This window comes from Streptomyces sp. NPDC008121, assembly GCF_042957155.1.
Classification (GTDB): Bacteria; Actinomycetota; Actinomycetes; order Streptomycetales; family Streptomycetaceae; genus Streptomyces.
The window spans coordinates 116,137-134,788 of the sequence record NZ_JBIBHT010000006.1; the positions used below are offsets into that span (position 1 = coordinate 116,137).

The 18,652-nt window shown below is 73.6% G+C and carries 14 protein-coding genes and 1 riboswitch; of the genes, 12 read left to right on the forward strand and 2 right to left on the reverse strand.

Annotation, left to right across the window (positions count from 1 at the left end):
* The first annotated feature begins 30 nt into the window (after nucleotides 1–30).
* The 4 genes from ACFZBD_RS21030 to ACFZBD_RS21045 all read left to right on the forward strand — a co-directional run bounded on the left by ACFZBD_RS21030 (nucleotide 31) and on the right by ACFZBD_RS21045 (nucleotide 4,927).
* Nucleotides 31–1,389, forward strand: coding sequence for an insulinase family protein (locus ACFZBD_RS21030; RefSeq protein ID WP_391141437.1), 1,359 nt, complete (start codon nucleotides 31–33; stop codon nucleotides 1,387–1,389).
* A gap of 26 nt (nucleotides 1,390–1,415) precedes the next feature.
* Nucleotides 1,416–2,783, forward strand: a complete 1,368-nt coding sequence (locus ACFZBD_RS21035; RefSeq protein WP_391142205.1) for an insulinase family protein — start codon at nucleotides 1,416–1,418, stop codon at nucleotides 2,781–2,783.
* Between the two features lie 292 nt (nucleotides 2,784–3,075).
* Nucleotides 3,076–3,240, forward strand: a riboswitch (cyclic di-AMP (ydaO/yuaA leader).
* Between the two features lie 12 nt (nucleotides 3,241–3,252).
* Entirely contained in the window at nucleotides 3,253–4,035 is a 783-nt protein-coding gene (locus tag ACFZBD_RS21040) for a peptidoglycan DD-metalloendopeptidase family protein (protein WP_391141440.1), read from the forward strand.
* Nucleotides 4,036–4,243: 208 nt separating this feature from the next.
* The gene (locus ACFZBD_RS21045) at nucleotides 4,244–4,927 is read left to right on the forward strand and encodes an FCD domain-containing protein (RefSeq protein ID WP_391141443.1); all 684 of its coding nucleotides are present in this window, start codon (nucleotides 4,244–4,246) and stop codon (nucleotides 4,925–4,927) included.
* 368 nt (nucleotides 4,928–5,295) lie between these two features.
* Here ACFZBD_RS21045 and ACFZBD_RS21050 read toward each other — a convergent pair whose 3' ends face one another.
* The gene (locus tag ACFZBD_RS21050) at nucleotides 5,296–5,577 is read right to left on the reverse strand and encodes an HPr family phosphocarrier protein (protein WP_048477591.1); all 282 of its coding nucleotides are present in this window, start codon (nucleotides 5,575–5,577) and stop codon (nucleotides 5,296–5,298) included.
* A 186-nt stretch (nucleotides 5,578–5,763) separates the two neighbouring features.
* Between ACFZBD_RS21050 and ACFZBD_RS21055 the strand changes: the two genes are divergently transcribed.
* The 4 genes from ACFZBD_RS21055 (at nucleotide 5,764) to ACFZBD_RS21070 (ending at nucleotide 11,500) form a co-directional block, all read left to right on the forward strand.
* A complete protein-coding gene (locus ACFZBD_RS21055; RefSeq protein WP_391141446.1) occupies nucleotides 5,764–8,841 on the forward strand; it encodes a GNAT family N-acetyltransferase in 3,078 nt (1,025 codons plus the stop codon).
* 89 nt (nucleotides 8,842–8,930) lie between these two features.
* Nucleotides 8,931–9,515, forward strand: a complete 585-nt coding sequence (locus ACFZBD_RS21060) for a DUF5998 family protein (protein WP_391141448.1) — start codon at nucleotides 8,931–8,933, stop codon at nucleotides 9,513–9,515.
* On the forward strand, nucleotides 9,515–10,720 hold the full coding sequence (locus ACFZBD_RS21065) for an alkaline phosphatase family protein (protein ID WP_391141451.1): 1,206 nt from the start codon (nucleotides 9,515–9,517) through the stop codon (nucleotides 10,718–10,720). Before ACFZBD_RS21060 ends, ACFZBD_RS21065 begins: the two co-directional genes overlap by 1 nt.
* A 129-nt stretch (nucleotides 10,721–10,849) precedes the next feature.
* Nucleotides 10,850–11,500, forward strand: a complete 651-nt coding sequence (locus ACFZBD_RS21070; protein ID WP_391141453.1) for a thymidine kinase — start codon at nucleotides 10,850–10,852, stop codon at nucleotides 11,498–11,500.
* Nucleotides 11,501–11,831: 331 nt separating this feature from the next.
* On the opposite strand, the gene ACFZBD_RS21075 is transcribed toward ACFZBD_RS21070, so the two are convergent.
* Nucleotides 11,832–12,227, reverse strand: a complete 396-nt coding sequence (locus ACFZBD_RS21075) for a DUF5997 family protein (RefSeq protein ID WP_391141456.1) — start codon at nucleotides 12,225–12,227, stop codon at nucleotides 11,832–11,834.
* A gap of 58 nt (nucleotides 12,228–12,285) precedes the next feature.
* Here ACFZBD_RS21075 and ACFZBD_RS21080 point away from each other — a divergent pair, with 58 nt between their 5' ends.
* The 4 genes from ACFZBD_RS21080 to ACFZBD_RS21095 all read left to right on the forward strand — a co-directional run bounded on the left by ACFZBD_RS21080 (nucleotide 12,286) and on the right by ACFZBD_RS21095 (nucleotide 18,642).
* Nucleotides 12,286–13,086 carry a LysR substrate-binding domain-containing protein gene (locus tag ACFZBD_RS21080; protein WP_391141458.1) on the forward strand — a complete coding sequence of 267 codons (801 nt, stop codon included), beginning with the start codon at nucleotides 12,286–12,288 and terminating at the stop codon, nucleotides 13,084–13,086.
* Nucleotides 13,087–13,546: 460 nt separating this feature from the next.
* Entirely contained in the window at nucleotides 13,547–16,243 is a 2,697-nt protein-coding gene (locus tag ACFZBD_RS21085; protein ID WP_391141461.1) for a YfhO family protein, read from the forward strand.
* Between the two features lie 84 nt (nucleotides 16,244–16,327).
* Complete coding sequence (locus ACFZBD_RS21090; RefSeq protein WP_391141464.1) at nucleotides 16,328–17,293, forward strand: glycosyltransferase; 966 nt, start codon at nucleotides 16,328–16,330, stop codon at nucleotides 17,291–17,293.
* A 2-nt stretch (nucleotides 17,294–17,295) separates the two neighbouring features.
* Complete coding sequence (locus ACFZBD_RS21095; RefSeq protein WP_391141467.1) at nucleotides 17,296–18,642, forward strand: polysialyltransferase family glycosyltransferase; 1,347 nt, start codon at nucleotides 17,296–17,298, stop codon at nucleotides 18,640–18,642.
* Nucleotides 18,643–18,652 lie beyond the last annotated feature (10 nt).

Genomic DNA, 18,652 nt, shown 5'->3' on the forward strand with positions numbered 1-18,652 from the left:
CTTTTCCATATCGCGATCGAAGGGACGTACATGCCCATGGGTCACACGGCCACGGCCGAGGCCGGCTCCGGCGGCCTGACAGCGACCGAGCACCGGCTGGCCAACGGCCTGCGCGTGGTGCTCTCCGAGGACCACCTGACCCCGGTCGCCGCGGTCTGCCTCTGGTACGACGTCGGCTCGCGTCACGAGGTCGAGGGCCGTACCGGCCTCGCCCACCTCTTCGAGCACCTGATGTTCCAGGGGTCGAAGCAGGTCCACGGAAACGGTCACTTCGAGCTGGTCCAGGGAGCGGGCGGTTCGCTCAACGGCACGACGAGCTTCGAGCGCACCAATTACTTCGAGACGATGCCGACGCATCAGCTGGAGCTCGCGCTCTGGCTGGAGGCGGACCGCATGGGCTCGCTGCTGGCGGCCCTGGACGACGAGTCCATGGAGAATCAGCGCGACGTCGTCAAGAACGAGCGCCGCCAGCGGTACGACAACGTGCCCTACGGCACGGCCTTCGAGAAGCTGACCGCCCTCGCCTACCCCGAGGGCCACCCGTACCACCACACGCCGATCGGCTCCATGGCCGACCTGGACGCGGCCACCCTGGAGGACGCCCGCAGCTTCTTCCGTACGTACTACGCGCCGAACAACGCGGTGCTGTCGGTCGTCGGCGACATCGACCCGGAGCAGACCCTCGCCTGGATCGAGAAGTACTTCGGCTCCATCCCGTCCCACGACGGCAAGCGTCCGCCGCGCGACGGCACGCTGTCCGAGACCATCGGCGAGCAGCTGCGCGAGGTCGTGGAGGAGGAGGTCCCGGCGCGCGCGCTGATGGCCGCCTACCGCCTCCCACACGACGGCACGCGCGAGTGCGACGCCGCCGACCTGGCCCTGACCGTCCTCGGCGGCGGCGAGTCCTCCCGGCTCCACAACCGGCTGGTCCGCCGCGACCGCACGGCCGTCGCGGCCGGCTTCGGCCTGCTGCGCCTGGCCGGTGCTCCCTCGCTGGGCTGGCTGGACGTGAAGACCTCCGGTGGTGTGGAGGTCCCCGAGATCGAGGCCGCCGTCGACGAGGAGCTGGCCCGTTTCGCCTCCGAGGGCCCCACGCCCGAGGAGATGGAGCGTGCCCAGGCGCAGTTGGAGCGGGAGTGGCTCGACCGGCTCGGCACGGTCGCCGGCCGCGCCGACGAACTGTGCCGCTTCGCGGTGCTGTTCGGCGACCCGCAGCTCGCCCTGACCGCCGTCAACCGCGTCCTGGACGTCACCGCGGATGAGGTGCGGGCCGTCGCCGCGGCCCGGCTGCGTCCCGACAACCGCGCGGTGCTCGTCTACGAACCGGTGACCGCCGAGCAGAGCGACAGCGACAGCGAGAACGACGAGGAAGAGGGAGCGGACCAGTGAGCGACGCTGCCGCGTCTTTGACGAGCATGGACTTTCACCCGCAGCCGCAGCCGGGCACGGCCCGACCCTGGGCCTTCCCGGCCCCGGAGCGGGGCGCCCTGGACAACGGCCTGACGGTGCTGCGCTGCCACCGTCCGGGCCAGCAGGTGGTGGCCGTCGAGATCTTCCTCGAAGCCCCCCTGGAGGCCGAGCCGGAGGGTCTGGACGGCGTCGCCACGATCATGTCGCGGGCCCTGTCCGAAGGCACCGACAAGCACTCGGCCGAGGAGTTCGCGGCGGAGCTGGAGCGCTGCGGGGCCACCCTGGACGCCCACGCGGACCACCCGGGCGTACGGGTCTCCCTCGAGGTTCCCGTCTCGCGGCTGCCCAAGGCGCTCGGCCTGCTCGCCGAGGCCCTGATCGCCCCGGCCTTCGTCGACACCGAGATCGAGCGGCTGGTGCGCAACCGGCTCGACGAGATCCCGCACGAGACGGCCAACCCGGCCCGCAGGGCGGCCAAGCAGCTCTCCAAGGAGCTGTTCCCGGCCGGCTCGCGCATGTCCCGGCCGCGCCAGGGCACCGAGGAGACCGTCGCCGCGATCGACGCCACGGCCGTCCGCGCCTTCTTCACGGCGCACGTCCGGCCCGCCACGGCCACCGCCGTGGTCGTGGGCGACCTGACCGACGTCGACCTGGACAAGGTCCTCGCCGAGACGCTCGGCGCGTGGACCGGCGACACCGCCGAGCCGCGCCCCGTCCCGCCGATCACGGCCGACGACACCGGCCGCGTGGTCATCGTCAACCGCCCCGGGGCGGTCCAGACGCAGCTGCTGATCGGCAGGGTCGGCGCCGACCGGCACGACCGGGTCTGGCCGGCCCAGGTCCTCGGCACGTACTGCCTCGGGGGCACCCTCACCTCCCGCCTGGACCGCGTCCTGCGCGAGGAGAAGGGCTACACCTACGGCGTGCGGTCCTTCGGCCAGGTGCTGCGCTCCGACGGCGCGGGCAACGGCGCCGCGATGCTCGCCATCAGCGGTTCGGTCGACACCCCCAACACCGGTCCGGCACTTGACGACCTGTGGAAGGTGCTGCGCACCCTCGCCGCCGAGGGGCTGACCGACGCGGAGCGCGACGTGGCGGTGCAGAACCTGGTGGGCGTGGCGCCGTTGAAGTACGAGACCGCCGCCTCCGTCGCCGGGACGCTCGCCGACCAGGTCGAGCAGCACCTTCCGGACGATTTCCAGGCGCAGTTGTACGCGCGCCTGGCCGAGACGGGCACGGTGGAGGCGACGGCGGCGGTCGTCAACGCCTTCCCGGTGGACCGTCTGGTGACCGTGCTCGTCGGCGACGCGGCGCAGATCGAGGAGCCCGTGCGGGCGCTCGGCATCGGCGAAGTCACCGTCGTCACCGGCTGATCGAGCACCGGGAGGCCGACCGGCGGAGCGCGCTCCGGACGAGAACCGGGCACGGGCCGACCGGCCGAACGAGGGCTGAACGGAGCGGAACGCGCGCTCCGGCGAGGACCCCGACGTCACCATACGTCGGGGTCCTCGCCCATATTGATCGTTTGTCCGTATTGAGGGAGAGGATGCCTGTCTGACCTGTGGCATGTCTTACAAACCGGCGAGTCCGTTTGCCGATTGAAAGACGGTCCGCTTAGCGTCAATCCGGCTGTTCGCCAGTTGCACCCGCCACACCCGTGGCATCGGACAGTCATCGCCGAGTCCCCGTCAGGCGCGAGCCTGGGGAGCCGGGGACCCATGAAGTCCCTGGGGTGAATCGGACGCCTTCGCACCCGTGCGGAGGGGCCCGTAGGAGACCTTCCTGCTCCGAACCCGTCAGCTAACCCGGTAGGCGAGAAGGAAGGAAAGGATCAGCCACTACATGGCGTTCACCCGTGCCACCGGGAAGCATCGTGGTCCGAGCCGTCTGGCGCGCCGCAGCGCGGGCATCGCCGGCGTCGCCACCATCGCCACCACCGGGGTCATCGGAACCCTCGCTTCCCCGGCGCTCGCCGCCGACACGGACACCCGCGCGCTCGAGGACACCGGCATGAACATGGCCGTCGTCTCCGAGTCGCTGGCGGACCGGATCGACGTCCAGGCCGCCGAGCAGGAGCGGGAAGCCGTCGAGGCGATAGCCAAGGCCAAGGCCGAGGCCCGCGCGAAGGCGGAGGCGAAGCGCAAGGCCGAGGCCCGCGCCAAGGAGATCCGCGAGGCCAAGGAGCGCGCCGCCCGGGAGGCCGAGCGCAAGCGCCTGAACTCCTTCCAGCTCCCCGTGGCCGGCTCGTACGTCAGCACCGGCTACCAGACCGGCGGCTCCCTCTGGTCCTCCGGCAGCCACTCGGGCGTCGACTTCCACGCCTCCTACGGCAGCGAGGTCGTCTCCGTCGGCGCCGGCACCGTGGTCGAGGCCGGCTGGGGCGGCGCGTACGGCAACAACATCGTCATCCGGATGAACGACGGTACGTACACCCAGTACGGTCACCTCTCGGCCATCAGTGTCTCGGTCGGCGAGACCGTGACCCCCGGCGACCGCATCGGCATCTCCGGCTCGACCGGCAACTCCACGGGCCCGCACCTGCACTTCGAGGCCCGCACGAGCGCCGAGTACGGCTCCGACATCAACCCCGTCGCGTACCTGCGCGCCCGCGGTGTGAACGTCTGACCCGACCGCGTCCGAACGCACGGGCCGTCCCACGGCCCGGTCGAAAAAGCCCCGGCTCGTACCGAGCCGGGGCTTTTTCTCGGCCAAAAGACATCCATGAATCCCCGGTAGCCATCGGAAATACCGCCCCGCTGCAATAGAGTCACCGAAGAGTCGACGAACAGACGTCCATCGGATGGTTTTCGCGCGGAAAAGGCGGAGGTCGAACATGCGCATCCCCGCGCATTCGGTATGCACGGCGATTCGGGACGACATCGTCTCCGGTGTCTTCGCGTGCGGAAGCCGGCTGACGGAGGAGCAGCTGGCACGCCGGTACGGAGTCTCCCGCGTCCCGGTCCGCGAGGCGCTGCGCACCCTGGAGTCGGAGGGCTTCGTCGTCACCCGCCGGCACGCGGGCGCCCATGTCGCCGAGCCCACCGAGCAGGAGGCGGCGGACCTCCTGGACATGCGGGCGCTCCTGGAGCCGCTGGGGGCCGCCCGCGCCGCCCAGCGCCGCACGGAGGCCCACCTCAAGGTGCTGCGGGGCCTGGTCAGGCTGGGGCAGGAGCGGGCCAGGCGCGGCCAGGGCGAAGACCTGCGCTCCCTGGACGGCTGGTTCCACGAGACCCTCGCGCAGGCCTCCGGCAGCCCGGCGCTCACCGCGCTGCTCACCCAGCTGCGGCACAAGATCGCCTGGATGTGCGCGATCGAGCCGGCCGCGCAGCCGGTCGAGGCCTGGGCCGAGCACGGAGCGATCGTCGACGCGGTGGCCCGCGGCGACGCCGAGCGCGCCCGCGCCCTCACCGCCCTGCACGCCGAACGCTCACCGGCGCTGCACCGGCCGAAGCGCCCCGCGCGCGGCGGTGTGAGGGCTTCGCAACATGTCGTACACACCGCGAGCGTCCGGAATTAACGACCGGGCCGTATACAAAGAGAAGGAATGCGGCCGGCGGAATTCGATGGCCCGTGGACGTGCTGCCCGGAAATGCATCCGAAAGCCCCGGGGCTTTCGTGAACGCGGCGGCTCCGATGCGGGGCGTCGTATTTCGCTGCTCGGAATGCCAAGCCGCCCTCACAGCGGTGTGACCGGAATTCCGATGACCAGGGCGAGCCGCGGGGGACCGTCCGGACGTGCCCCGGGTTCCATGGCCCGGGAAGTCCGGAGTCGGCCCCGGCCGCGCTTTCGCCGCTTCCCCCAGACGCGAAGGAGCCGCGTCCGCCGGGGGGATGGCGGGCGCGGCTCCTCGCAGACGAGACCCGGACGAGGCCGGGACGGCGAGGTCAGACGGTCTCGGGAAGCTCCTCGAGCCCCTCGGCAACCAGCTTGGCGAGGCGGTCCAGCGCGGCCTCGGCGCCCTCGGCGTCCGAAGCGAGCACGATCTCCTCGCCGCCCTGCGCGCCCAGACCGAGCACCGCGAGCATCGAAGCGGCGTTCACCGGGTTCCCATCGGCCTTGGCGATCGTCACGGGGACGCCGGAGGCCGTGGTGGCGCGGACGAAGATGGAGGCGGGGCGGGCGTGCAGGCCCTCGGCCCAGCCGACGTTGACGCGGCGCTCAGCCATGGTGTTGCCCTTCAAGTCTTAGCGGGTTGTCTAGACCAGTCTCTCACGGGTCGCGTCGTGCTCGGCACTGCGTCCGGCCCGGGCGTGGGGCGGCCCTCCGGCCCTCCCACCTTGCACGCGCCACCCGGGGCACGCACCCCGTGCGGGACCGGTGCCACTGTCGTACCCCGGCCGTAGTCTTGCCCCATGCAGAGCGCGTCGGAACAGCCGCACCCGGCCCAGCCGGAACACGCCTACCCGGACCACTGGGAAGCGGACGTGGTCCTCCGCGACGGCGGCACCGCACGCATCAGGCCCATCACCGTCGACGACGCCGACCGACTGGTCAGCTTCTACGAACAGGTCTCGGACGAGTCGAAGTACTACCGCTTCTTCGCGCCCTACCCCCGCCTCTCCGCCAAGGACGTCCGCCGTTTCACCCATCACGACTACGTGGACAGGGTCGGACTCGCCGCGACCGTCGGCGGCGAGTTCATCGCCACCGTGCGGTACGACCGCATCAACGCCCAGGGCCTGCCCGCCTCCGCCCCCGCCGACGAGGCCGAGGTCGCCTTCCTCGTCCAGGACGCGCACCAGGGCAGGGGGGTCGCCTCCGCCCTCCTCGAACACATCGCGGCGGTGGCGCGGGAGCGGGACATCCGCCGGTTCGCGGCCGAGGTGCTCCCCGCCAACACCAAGATGATCAAGGTGTTCACGGACGCCGGGTACACCCAGAAGCGCAGCTTCGAGGACGGTTCCGTCCGCCTCCACCTCGACCTGGAGCCCACCGACCGCTCGCTCGCCGTCCAGCTCGCGCGCGAGCAGCGCGCCGAGGCGCGCTCCGTGCAGCGGCTGCTCGCTCCCGGCTCGGTCGCCGTCGTCGGAGCCGGCCGCACCCCCGGCGGCGTCGGCCGGACCGTCCTGCGCAACCTCCTCGCCTCCGGCTACACCGGCCGGACCTACGCAGTGAACCGCGCCTTGGACGAGGGGACGGCGGCGCTCGACGGCGTGCCGGCCTTCCGCTCCGTCGCGGACATCGGCGAGCCGGTGGACCTGGCGGTCGTCGCCGTCCCCGCCGAGCGGGTGCCCGACGCGGTCGCCGACTGCGGCGAGCACGGGGTCCGGGGCCTGGTCGTCCTCAGCGCCGGATACGCCGAGACCGGCACCGAGGAAGGACGGGCGCGGCAGCGCGAGCTGGTCCGGCAGGCCCGCTCGTACGGCATGCGGATCATCGGACCCAACGCCTTCGGACTCATCGACACCGCCTCCGACGTCCGGCTGAACGCCTCGCTCGCCCCGCAGATGCCGACGGCCGGACGGATCGGGCTGTTCACCCAGTCCGGCGCCATCGGCATCGCCCTCCTCGCCGGGCTCCACCGGCGGGGAGCCGGGCTGTCCTCCTTCATCTCCGCGGGCAACCGCGCCGACGTCTCCGGCAACGACTTCCTCCAGCACTGGTACGACGACCCGGCCACGGACGTCGTCCTGCTCTACCTGGAGTCGATCGGCAACCCGCGGAAGTTCACCCGGCTGGCCCGCCGGACCGCCGCGGTCAAACCGGTCGTGGTGGTCAAGGGCGCCCGGCACAGCGGCAGCGCCCCGCCCGGCCACCGGGTGCCCGTCACCCGCATCCCGTACGCCACGGTCTCCGCCCTCCTCCGGCAGGCCGGGGTCATCCGCGTCGACACCGTCACCGAGCTCGTCGACGCGGGGCTCCTCCTCGCCGGGCAGCCCCTGCCGACCGGGCCGCGCGTGGCGATCCTCGGCAACTCCGAGTCGCTCGGGCTGCTGACGTACGACGCCTGCCTGACCGAGGGGCTGCGGCCGCTGCGCCCGATCGACCTCACGACGGCGGCGAGCCCGGCGGACTTCCGCGCGGCACTGGCGGCCGCCCTCGTGGACGAGACCAGCGACGCGGTCGTCGTGACGGCGATCCCCTGGGTCGGCGAGAACGGAGCCGTGGAATCCGGTGACGGGGAGGTCCTCGCGGCGTACCTCCGGGAGGCCGTCGCCTCCGCCCCCGCCCCGACGAAGCCGGTCGTCGTGGTGCACGTCGAGATGGGCGGACTCGCCGAGGCCTTGTCCGCGGCGACCAGCACGCGACCCGCTCCCGGACTCCGGGCCGGCTCCCCGCCCGTCACTCCGGCCGGTTCGTCCGCCGCGGGGGCTCCGCCCCTGACGGCCGCCGCGCCCCCCACGGCACCGGCCGCCACCGCGCCCGGCGCCCCGGAGGCGCCGCGCGCCGGCGGTGCGCGAGAGGGCGGCGGGACCTCGGCACCGACCCGCCTCGGCCCGGGCGGAAGCCCGGCAGCTGCCGCCGGCCCGCCCGCGCCCCCGACCCGCCTCGGCCCGCCCGCGGCTCCCACCTCCGCCAAGGACGGCGGCGGAGACGGCTCCGCGTCTCCGCGGGTCAGCGGCAACATCCCCGCCTATCCCGCCGCCGAGCGGGCCGTGCGGGCGCTGGCCGAGGCCGTGCGCTACGCCGAGTGGCGACGCCAGGCCGCCGAGCCGGGGCGGGTCCCGGAGTACGAGGACATCGACGAGGCGGGGGCCGCCGCCCGGATCGAGCGGATGCTCGGGGAGGACGTGGACGCCCGGGGCGTCACCCTCGGCGCGGAAGAGGCGGGCGAGCTGCTCGCGCGGTACGGCATCAACGTCCTGCCGACCCTGCCCGCGCCCACCCCCGACGCCGCCGTCGCGGCCGCCGCCCGCCTCGGCTACCCCGTCGCCCTGAAGACGACCGCGCCCCACCTGCGCCACCGCCCCGACCTCGGCGGCGTACGGCTCGACCTCGCCACCGAGGAGCAACTCCGCACCGCCTACACCGAGGTGACCGACACCCTCGGCAAGCCGGAGGAGCTGCATCCGGTGGTCCAGGCGATGGTGCCGCGCGGCGTCGACACCGTCGTCCGGGCCGCCATCGACCCGGCCGTCGGCGCCGTCCTCTCCTTCGGCCTCGCCGGAGCCGCCTCCGAGCTGCTCGGCGACATGTCCCACCGGCTCGTCCCCGCCACCGACCGGGACGCCGCCGAGCTGGTCCGGTCCATCCGGACCGCGCCCCTCCTCTTCGGCTGGCGCGGCTCCGACCCCGTCGACACCCCCGCCCTGGAGGAGCTGCTGCTGCGCGTCTCCCGACTCGTCGACGACCACCCCGAGGTCGTCGCGATCACGCTGGAGCCCGTCGTCGTCGCCTCGCGCGGACTCTCCGTGCTCGGCGCCACGGTCCGCCTCGCCCCGCCCCCGCCCCGCACGGACCTCGGCCCGCGCCGGCTCCCCAGCTACTGACGCCGTGCCCGGCCCGCCGCCGCGCGAGCCGGGCTCGCGGCGACCGACACGTCCCGGAGCGCCCCTCCCGACGGATTAGGATGGAGTCCATGGCGAAGACCGGTACGACGACCCAGGGGCTGCGCGCGGCGATCGAGCGCAGCGGCTACTACCCGGCCCTCGTGGCCGAGGCGGTGGAGGCCGCCGTCGGTGGCGAGGCGATCGCGTCGTACGTGGTGCACCAGGAGACCACGTTCGACACCAACGAGGTCCGCCGCCATGTCACGGTCCTCGTCCTGACGGCCACCCGCTTCATCGTGAGCCACACCGACGAGCAGGCTGCCGACACCAGCTCCCCGACGCCGTACGCGACCACCTCCACGGAGTCGGTCAAGCTCGACCGGATCTCCTCCGTCGTCGTCAGCCGCGTCGTCGCCAACCCGGAGTCGTACACCCCCGGCACGCTGCCCCGCGAGGTCGTCCTCACCATCGGCTGGGGCGCCGTCTCCCGGATCGACCTGGAGCCCGCCGCCTGCGGCGACCCCAACTGCGACGCCGATCACGGCTACACCGGCAACGCCACCGCCGACGACCTCAGCCTCCGCGTCAGCGACGCCGGCGACGGCCCGGACACGGTTCGCCAGACCCTCGCCTTCGCCCAGTCGCTCTCCGAAGCCACCGCGGCGACCCGCTGATGGTCCAGCCCTCCACGGTCGCCTCGGGCTGGCCCGACGAACCGGTCGTCCTCGCGCCCGCGTCCGCGCCCGTCCCGGAGTACGGCACCGGTTCGCTCGCCGACCTCCTGCCGACCCTCGTCGCCGGACAGGGCGCGCCCGGCTTCGAGGCCCGAATCGCCGAACTCGCCCCGGCCGACCGGAACTGCGTGTTCCTGATCGACGGACTCGGCTGGGAGCAGATCCGCTCCCACCCCGACGAGGCGCCGTACCTCACCTCGCTGCTCGCCACCTCGCGCGGCGGCACGGGACGCCCGATCACCGCCGGTTTCCCCGCCACCACCGCGACCTCGCTCGCCTCGGTCGGCACCGGACAGGTCCCCGGCGCGCACGGACTGCCCGGCTACACCGTCCGCGACCCCGACACCGGTGAGCTGATGAACCAGCTCCGGTGGAAGCCGTGGACGCCGCCCCACGTCTGGCAGCCGTACCCCACGGTCTTCCAGCTCGCCCACGAAGCCGGGATCCACACGGCGCAGGTCTCCTCGCCGATCTTCCAGGACACCCCGCTCACCAAGATCGCCCTGAGCGGCGGAGCGTTCCACGGCCGGCTCACGGGCGAGGAGCGCATGGACTTCGCCGCCGAGCAGCTCGCCGCCGGCGACCGCTCGCTGGTCTACACCTACTACAGCGAACTCGACGGCGCCGGGCACCGGTTCGGGATCGACTCCGACGCCTGGCGCGGCCAGCTGATGTTCGTCGACCGGCTCGTGCAGCGGCTCGCCGAGCAACTGCCCCCGCACTCCTCGCTGTACGTCACCGCCGACCACGGCATGGTCGACGTCCCCTTCGACGAGCAGTCCCGGATCGACTTCGACGAGGACTGGGAGCTGAGCGCCGGCGTCGCCCTGCTCGGCGGCGAGGGCCGCGCCCGCCACGTCTATGCCGTGCCGGGGGCCCAGGCCGACGTCCTGACCTGCTGGCGCGAGGTCCTCGGCGAGCAGTTCTGGGTGGCGGGCAGGGACGAGGCCATCGAGCTGGGCTGGTTCGGCGGCACGGTCGACGAGCGGGTGTACGGGAGGATCGGCGACGTGGTCGCCGCGGCCCGTGACGACGTCATCATCACCGCCTCCGTCAAGGAACCGCACGAGTCGGCGATGGTCGGCGTGCACGGCTCCATGACGCCCGCGGAGCAGTTCGTCCCGCTCCTCGAGGTCCGTACCTGACCCCTCGGTCGCCGCCCTCCGGCCCCGGCTCCTGATCCCTCGTTCCCCGACTCGTCGTTCCCCGACCCCGCGGTCCGGCCCTTATCGCCGTCGCCGGCCGCCGCCCCGCCCGAAAGGCCTCGACCTCCCATGCCCGAGCTGGTGTTCTTCTCCGGAACGATGGACTGCGGAAAGAGCACACTGGCGCTCCAGATCGGGCACAACCGCTCCGCCCGCGGGCTCCAGGGTGTGATCTTCACCCGTGACGACCGCGCCGGCGAGGGCAAGCTGTCGTCCCGGCTGGGCCTGGTGACGGACGCTGTCGAGGCGGGGGAGGGCGTGGACCTCTACGCGTACCTTGTGGACCAGATGTCCAAGGGCGGCAAGGCCGACTACGTGATCGTGGACGAGGCGCAGTTCCTGGCCCCGGAGCAGATCGACCAGCTGGCCCGCATCGTCGACGACCTCGACATGGACGTCTTCGCCTTCGGCATCACGACGGACTTCCGGACGAAGCTGTTCCCGGGCTCGCAGCGGCTGATCGAACTGGCCGACCGGATCGAGCAGCTGCAGGTGGAGGCGCTGTGCTGGTGCGGGGCGCGCGCCACGCACAACGCCCGTACCGTGGGCGGGCAGATGGTCGTCGAAGGCGAGCAGGTCGTCGTCGGCGACGTGAACCGTCCGGCCGAGGAGATCGGCTACGAGGTCCTGTGCCGCCGCCACCACCGCCGCCACATGACCAGCGCGTCGGCCAGGGCGGGTGCCCTGTCCCCGGACGTCCTGCCGGTCAACCACGCCTGACGGAGAGGGTCGGGCAGGGACGTACGGCGTCGGGGGCGCCCCCCCGGGGGGGGGGGGGGGGGGGGGGGGGGGGGGGGGGGCGGCCGGGGGGGGGGGGGCCCCCCCCGCCCGGGGGCGCGCCCCCCACCGGGGGGGGGGCCTGGGGGGGGGCCGGGGCCCGGGAGGGCGTGCGGGGCACCCCCGCGTGAGGGCGTGGGTGGGGCTGGGAGGGAGGGGGTCGCCCCCCCCCCCGGGGGGGGGGGGGGGCCCGACGTGCGACTCGGGTAAACCGGCGGAGCCGGCGAACCGAGGCCAGGGCGCGGTCACCGCGCGGGCGGGCCGGCCCGCCCGGCTACTGCTGCCCGGTCTGCTTCTGCTCCGCCTGCTTCTCCTTGAGACGGACGGTCTCCTTGCGGACGTCGGCCTGGGTGGCGCGCTCCTTCTGCAGCCACTCCGGGTTCTCCGTCTTCAGCTCCTCGATCTGCTCCGTCGTGAGGGGCTCGGTCACCCCGCCGCGCGCGAGACCCGAGATGGAGACGCCGAGCTTGGCCGCGACCACCGGCCGGGGGTGCGGTCCGCTGCGGCGCAGCTCCCGCAGCCACTCGGGCGGATCGGTCTGCAGCGCACTCAGCTCGGCGCGGGAGACGACGCCCTCCTGGAACTCGGCGGGGGTGGCCTCGAGGTAGACACCCAGCTTCTTCGCCGCGGTGGCGGGCTTCATCGTCTGGGCGCTCTGGTGCGACTTCATGAGGTCAAGGGTATCGAGCATGTGCGCTACCTCCGACCACGACCGGTAACCTGGCGGGGTGACAGGCTCGGAAGAATCCCCCTCGTTCCGGCTCGCGTACGTTCCCGGGGTGACGCCCGGCAAGTGGGTGCGGATCTGGAACGAGCGCCTGCCCGACACTCCGCTGGAGCTCGTGCCCGTGTCCGCCGCCGAGGCGCCCGCCGTGCTGCGGGAGACCGGCGCCGACGCCGGGTTCGTCCGGCTGCCGATCGACCGCACGGACCTCAGCGCGATCCCCCTCTACACCGAGACCACGGTCGTCGTGGTCCCCAAGGACCACCTCGTCGCCGCGGCGGACGAGGTGACCGTCGAGGACCTCGCCGACGACATCGTGCTGCATCCCCTCGACGACACCCTGGACTGGGAGACCCTGCCCGGCCGCCCGGCGATCGAACGCCCGGCCACCACGGCGGACGCCGTCGAACTGGTGGCGGCCGGAATCGGCGTCCTCGTCGTCCCCCAGTCGCTCGCCCGCCTGCACCACCGCAAGGACCTGACGTACCGGACGGTCACGGGCGCTCCCGAGTCCCGGGTCGCGCTGTCCTGGCGCGAGGACGCCACCACCGACCTGGTGGAGGACTTCATCGGGATCGTGCGCGGGCGGACCGTCAACAGCACGCGCGGCCGCGCCGGCGGCGCGCCGGAGGCGAAGGACAAGCGGGCGGAGAAGGGCGGCGGCGCACGCCAGAAGCCCGCCGGTGCCACGTCGGGCGGCAGGTCGACGGGGAAGACGGCCGGCAAGCCCGCCGGGAAGAGCACGCGCGGCCGCTCCGGCGGCCCCACCCCGGCCAAGCGGGGCAAGCCCCGCCGCCGCTCGTAGTACGCCGCGCGCGGGGGCGTTTGTACGCGCCCGCCCGGCGCGCGCCCGCCTCGCGCGCCTTACGCGCACGCCCAGCGCGTCTCCGCCCCGAAACCGGGGGAGTGGCCGCCTCCGTACGCCCGGGGCGCGAGCCGTCGGCACGGGCCCGCCGGTACGAGACCGGCGCGGAGGCGCCCGTACACGCGCCTGTCCGTACGCCCGTACGCCCGGGGCGCGCACGTGTGCCTCGGTTCCCGCCCGTACGCCTGGGGCCCCGACCGCACGCCTCGGTTCCCGCCCGTACGCCTCGGTTCCCGCACGGCGTCGCCGCCCCTGGCACCTCCAATTCACCTCCGGTGTACCCGGGGACCCACTGCTGATCGGATGCGGGTCGCCCGGCTCGGAGGTAATGGCCGTCGGCCCGTGACACGAAGACCGGGCCCGGCGCTTCCCGGCGCCGCGTGACACCTCCGGAGGACGCGTGCCCCCTGCTGCCGAGACCGTGCCCGCCATCGGCCGGGACATGCGGACCGTGGGCGAGCGGCCGAGCACGGCGGCCGGCGCGGGCGGTGAGCGGCCGCCCGGCGGCCCCCGGCGGTGGAGCGACCGCGCACGGCGCAGCGTCCGCCTGCGGGCGGCCGGCCTCGCGGCCCTGCTCGGCTCCGTGGTCTTCTGCCTCGGGGGAGCCCTGGCCGGCAGCCGGCCGTTCGGGCCCACCACCCGCAACGTCGTCGACCTCGGCCAGCAGTACCTCCCGTACCACGCCTACTGGCGCGCCTTCCTGCTCGGCGACACCGAGGGCGACCTCTTCCTGAACTGGCGTTCGGGCTTCGGCTCGAACTTCCTCGGCGACTACGGCACCTATCTCTCCAGCCCGTTCGACCTGCTGGTCGTCCTCTTCCCGGCCGACCGGATCGAACTCGCGCTGTACGTCATCACCACCGCCAAGATCACCGCCGCGGCAGCCGCGATGGCGGTGCTGCTGCTGCGGCTGCGCCGGGGCCCCTGGCCGGTGGCCGCCGTCCTCGGCGCGGCGTACGCGCTCTGCGGCTGGACGCTGAACTTCGCCGCCACCGTACCGATGTGGCTGGACGGACTGCTGGCCTTCCCGCTGCTCTGTCTGGTGGGCGAGTGGGCCCGCTCCGGGCGGCGCCCGGTCCTCGGCCCGCTCGTCGTGGGGCTCGCGTGGTACGCCAACTTCTACACCGCCTACATGGCGACCGTCGGCGCCGCCGTCGTCCTCGCCGTCCGGCTGCTCACCGCCGACGACACCGGCCGCCGGCGCCTCGCCGGACTGCTGCGCGCCGCCCGCTCGGTGCTCGTGGGCATCGGCCTCGCCACCCCGCTCGTCCTGGTGATCTTCCTGGCCACCCGGGTCGCGGACCCCACCCCCGAGGTGACCTTCACCGCCGTCTCCTGGACCGAGGTCTTCGCCCGGCTGCTGCCGGCGACGGCGAGCGTCGCCTCCCCCGCCCTCTTCATCGGCACCCCCGCGCTCCTGCTGGCGCTGACCCTGCCGTTCAACCGCGCCCTGGCCCCCCGGGTCCGCCTCGCCTGGACGGCCGCGATCTGCCTGGTGGCGCTCTCGATGCAGTGGGGTCCCACCCACCTCCTGTGGCACGCCGGTGCCTCGCCCAACGGCATTCCCTACCGTCAGTCCTTCGTGCTCTGCGGTCTGCTCCTGATCGCGGCCTGGATCTCCACGGCCCGGGGCCTGCCCCGGCTGCCGGCGCTCCTCGGCGCCGGGACCCTGCTGGGCGCGATGGCCTTCGCGGCCCGGGGCAGCGCGGTCGTCGACCGCTGGACCTATCCGGCGTTCACGGCCGCCCTGGCCGTCGCCGCGCTCGCCGCGACAGCCGTCCTCGCGGCCCGGCGGTACGGCGTCGGCGCCCGCGCGCTCCCGGCCGTGGCCGTCGGCCTGCTCGTCCTGGCCCAGGCGAGCGAGACCGCGATCACGGGCGGCAGGGTCGAACGGCAGCAGCTGAGCAAGGTCTCCTGGGCGCCGCCCCTCGGCCCCTGGCACACGGACATGGCGCGGGCGACCGAGGCCGCGGACGCCTGGCCGCGCCACCGCACGGACCCCGGGGAAGTGCCGGGCGGCAATGACGTCCTCCTCGTCGGCGGCCAGGGCGCCGACTACTACAGCAGCCTCACCGCGGACGTCTTCTCCCGCACGGCCGCCTCCCTCGGCTTCGGCTACTACGCCAAGGGGCGCCACCCGGTCAGCCTGGACAACCCGGTCACCGACGCGATCTTCTCCATCGGCACCCGGATGCGGTCGACGCCCACCGGTCCCCTCCACGCCGACAGGCCGCCCCGGGCCACGATCACCACCACCGACTCTCCCGTACCGCCCCTGGTCACGGTCCGCGCGGACGTCCGGCTCCCGGCGCGCGGGAGCGGCCCCACCGACCCGTCGGCCGAGGCCTCCGGCTCCTCCGCCGCATCGGCTTTCGCCCGCCAGGAGTCGATGCTCGGCGCCGACGTGTACGACGAGCCGCCCGTGCGCCGGGCGGCGAGCACCGGCCCCGGCGCCACCGGCAAGGGCCGGACCGTCCTCACCGCCATCTGCCCGGCCGGTGCACAGCTCTGGTTCTGGGCGCCGCGCTACCGCGGCACGGCCGCCCTCGCCGGACAGCCGGGCGTCGACTTCGCCGGAAAACCGCCGTCCGTCCTCGCCCCCGTGCAGCCGCTCGGCACCGTCCCCGCCTCCGGCGCCGTACGGGTCGAACTGAAGCCCCGCTCGGGAGAGCCCGCCCTGCCGCCGAACCCGGTCGGCTGCCTCGTACGGGACCGGCTGGACGCGGCCGTACGGCACCTCACCGCGACCGGAGCCACCGAGGTGCGCGCCACCGGCCACTCCCTCACCGCCGAACTCCCCGCGGGCAGCACCGGAACCGCCGTCGTCGCCGTTCCCCGGATCTCCGGCTGGCGCTGCGCGGCGGGCGACGCGGAGCCCACGCCGGCCCGAAGCCGCACGGGCCTGCTCGCCGTGCCGCTCGACGGCACGGCCACCTCGGTCCACTGCGTGTTCCGCCCGCCGGGCCTGCGCGGCGGCGGGGCGATCGGAGCGGTCGCCCTGTTGTGCCTGCTCGCGATCGGCTTCCGGAACCGGTTTCCGCGCAGGACGGAAAGAGTTCATCCGGAGTGCACATCCGGCTCCACGGACCGGAATTGAGCGCCGATACGCTGCCCGCCCCTGCCCCCTTGCCCGCCTGCCGTTCCTGCCCGTCCTGCCGTGTGTGAGTGTTGGGAATTCCGAGTGCCGAAACTGTCCGTCATCGTGCCCCTCCACAATGTCGGGATCTACGCCCCCGACACCATGCGCAGTCTCGCCGGCAACGCGGATCCGGATTTCGAGTTCCTGCTGATCGACGACTGTTCGACGGACGAGACGCCCGACGTTCTCGACCGCTGGAAGAGCCGGATCCCGAACGCGACCGTCATCCGCCACGCGACCAATCTCGGGGTGGCCCAGGCCCGCAACACCGGCCTGGACGCCGCGACCGGCGACTACGTCACCTTCCTCGACGGAGACGACTGGTACGCCCCCGGCCACCTGCGGGCCATGGTCGACGGCATCGAGGCGCTGGGCTGCGACTTCGCCCGCACCGACCACGTCCAGTCGACCGGCACCTCCCGCAGCGTCCGCTACGCCCCGGCCACGCGCCGGGACACGGTGATGGACCCGCGGGACGGAATCGCCCCGGCCAACATGGTGACGATGGTGGACTATCCGTTCGTTCCGTTCGGCATCTACGCCGGCCATCTCTTCGCCGACGGCGCCTCGCGATTCGAGACGACCCTCCGCACCGCAGAGGACCGGCTGTGGATCTGGCGGCTCCATCTGAAAGCGACGACTTACGCCGCGCTCAGCATGCACGGCGTCTTCTACCGCCGCGGGGTCACCACGTCCCTCACGCAGATCACGGACCACCGCCAGCTCGATTTCATCCCGTCGTACGACCTGCTGCTCGAAGAGGTCTCCCGGGACGCCGAGGCGGACCGTTTTCTGCCGAAAGCGGTCCGCACCTACTGCGCCATGATCGCCTTTCATATGGGAAAGGCGGAGCAGTACGAATCCGCCGTCACCAAACGCCTCAAGCGGAACGTGACGGACGCCCTGCGCCGCATGCCCCAGCAGGTGCTCGACGAGACCCTGGCGACGATGGACACCGCGCGCAGCACCCTGCTCCGTACCCTGCGCGCCACCGGAAGGACCGCCTGACCATGCAGACCCGCACCCCCGGGACGACCGGCGCCGCCCTTCCCGTCCAGATCTTCCAGGTGTCGACGCTGTACGGCGCCGCCACCGTGGCCGCCGCCCTCGACGCGGGGCTGTTCGGCGCCCGCCAGGACGTCCGGCGCCTCCTGTTGGTCTCGAACAACGCCGAGATCCCGGAGACCGCCCTGCGGCTGGAGGAGATGACCGGCTACGACCGGACCGCGGCCCGCTTCGACGACACCGTCCACTGGAACGACGCCATCCGGCCCCACCACCCCGGCACCTGGGCGCCGCGCCCCGAGGAGGCACCGCTCTGGCAGCGGGTGTTCCGCACCGCGTGGGGGCTGGGCGCCGCACCCGTCCACCTCGTCGTCGAGTCCATCCAGGTCAACCCGGCCAAGGCGCTCGCCGCCGTCTTCGCGGAGAGCGGTGTGGACGTGTACGCGGACGGCCTGATGAGCTACGGCCCCACCCGCGACGAGCTTCCCCAGTCGATCGGCTGCCGGGTCCGGCGCCTGCTCCACCTCGACCTCGTACCGGGGCTGCGCCCGCTGCTCCTGGCCGAGACCGGCGTCGCATGCGAGCTGGTGCCCGACGACGCGTTCCGCGCGGTGCTCGCCGAGATCGCCGCGGCGGCCGACGGCGACCGGCAGGTCGAGGAGGCGGCCGCGGCCGCCCCGACCGCCGTGCTCCTCGGCCAGTACCTCGCCGTCCTCGGCATCCTCACCGCGGACGAGGAGGAGGAGCTGCACGTCCGCATGGTGCGCGGGGCCGCGGCCGCCGGCCACCGCTCGATCGTCTTCAAGCCCCACCCCACCGCGCCCGCCCGCTACTCCCTCGCCCTGCGGGAGGCCGCCGGGGCCGCCGGTGTGCGGCTCACCGTCCTGGACGGTCCGCTGCTCGCCGAGACCTTCTACGCGCGCTGCCGTCCCCGGCTCGTCGTCGGCTGCTTCTCGACGGCGATGCTCACGGCCGCCGTGTACTTCGACGTGCCCGTCGCCAGGGTCGGCACGGAGACGATCCTGGAACGGCTCATGCCGTACGAGAACAGCAACCGGGTCCCGCTGACCGTCGTGGACCATGTCGTCCCCGACCTGGAGAGCGGCGCGGACCCCGCCGTGCCCGGACCGGCGCCGGACACCCTGGAGCCGCTCGTCAGGGCCGTGGGGTACTGCATGCAGCCGCGGCTGCACCCCCTGCTGCGGAAGGAGACGGAGGCGCTGCTCACGAGCGGCACGGCCGCCGCCCGGTACTTCCACCAGGACCGGCTGACCGACCTGGGGCTGCCCGGCGGCGACCCGCGGCGGACGGCGTCCCGGCTGCGTCGCGGACTGGCACGCGGCAGGAGCTGACCCCGGCTCA